At 66.5% G+C, this 1,411-nt stretch carries 1 protein-coding gene; it reads left to right on the forward strand.

The window, feature by feature from the left end; all coding sequences use genetic code 11:
- Positions 1 to 1,411, forward strand: a 1,411-nt coding sequence (locus HR9077_RS18205) for a condensation domain-containing protein (protein WP_244613353.1), incomplete at both ends; no start/stop codon positions are given.

Here is a 1,411-nt window from a genome sequence, read left to right on the forward strand (position 1 = left end):
CCTCGTATGCGCAACGGCGGCAGTGGTTCCTGTGGCGTCTGGATCCGGACAGCAGTGCCTACCATATCACCGGGGCCCTGACGTTGACGGGCGCTCTTTCCCCCGCGGCCTTGCGGGACAGTTTCGACGCCTTGGTGGCGCGTCACGAGTCGTTGCGCACCCTGTTCCGCGACGACGGCGACGGTGAGGTGCTCCAGGTCGTGCAGGCCCAGGGCGAGGTCGTGCTTCAGGAGATCGACCTGACCCGGATGACGGAGGCCGAGCGCGAGGCGGCGCTGGACGAACGGGTCACCCGGCTGTGCCATGCCCCCTTCGATCTCGAACGCGGACCACTGCTGCGGATCGGGTTGCTGCGCCTGGCCGAGGACGAGCACCTGTTGGTGGTGGTGATGCACCATATCGTCTCCGACGGCTGGTCGATGCAACTGATCATCGACGAGTTCGCCGCCGAATACCGGGCGCGGGTCACGGGGGAGTCGCAACCGCTGCCAGCCCTGCCGATCCAGTACGCCGACTACGCGGTCTGGCAACGTCAGTGGATGGAAGCTGGGGAGAAGGCCCGACAATTGGCCTACTGGCGGGCGGAACTGGGGGAGGAGCACCCGGTGCTGCAACTGCCGACGGACCGGCCCCGGCGCCATGACGGGCGCTACCGGGCGGCGCGCCACCGCGTGGAGTTGCCGGCGCCCCTAGTCACTGGCCTGAAGCGTCGGGCCAAGGAGCAGGGGGCGACCCTGTTCATGGCGTTGCTGACGGGCTTCCAGGCCTTGCTGTATCGCTACACGGGGCAGGAAGAGATCCGTGTCGGGGTGCCGGTCGCCAACCGTCACCGCGTGGAGACCGAGCGGGTCGTGGGCTTGTTCGTCAATACCCAGGTGTTGCGCAATTCCCTGCAGGGGCGCTCGAGCCTGGCGGAGGCACTGGTACAAGGCAAGCGCGCGGCCCTGGAGGCCCAGGCCCACCAGGACCTGCCCTTCGAGCAACTGGTGGAGGCGCTGCAACCGGAGAGGAGCCTGACCCATACGCCGCTGTTCCAGATGATGTTCAATCACCAGCGGCAGGATCATGGCGCGTTGCACAACTTGCCCGAACTGGCCCTCGAGATCTGGCCCTTGGAGAGGCGTACCGCGCAGTTCGAACTGACCCTGGACACGGTGGAGCGTGAAGATGGGCGGATCGAGGCCACCTTCACCTATGCGGACGAGCTGTTCGAGGCGGCCACCATCGAACGTCTGGCCGGGCATTACCTGACATTACTGCATGCCTTGGCCGAGTCGCCGCAGCAGGCGCTGGGTGATATCGAGCTGCTCGACACTACCGAGCATCGTCAGCTTGCGGCCTGGGGCGAGAACACCCAGCGCTACCCCGATATTGAATCCGTCCACCGTCTGTTCGAGCGCCAGGCGGCGGC

It is taken from the genome of Modicisalibacter radicis (genome assembly GCF_900961225.1).
Taxonomy (GTDB): Bacteria; Pseudomonadota; Gammaproteobacteria; order Pseudomonadales; family Halomonadaceae; genus Modicisalibacter.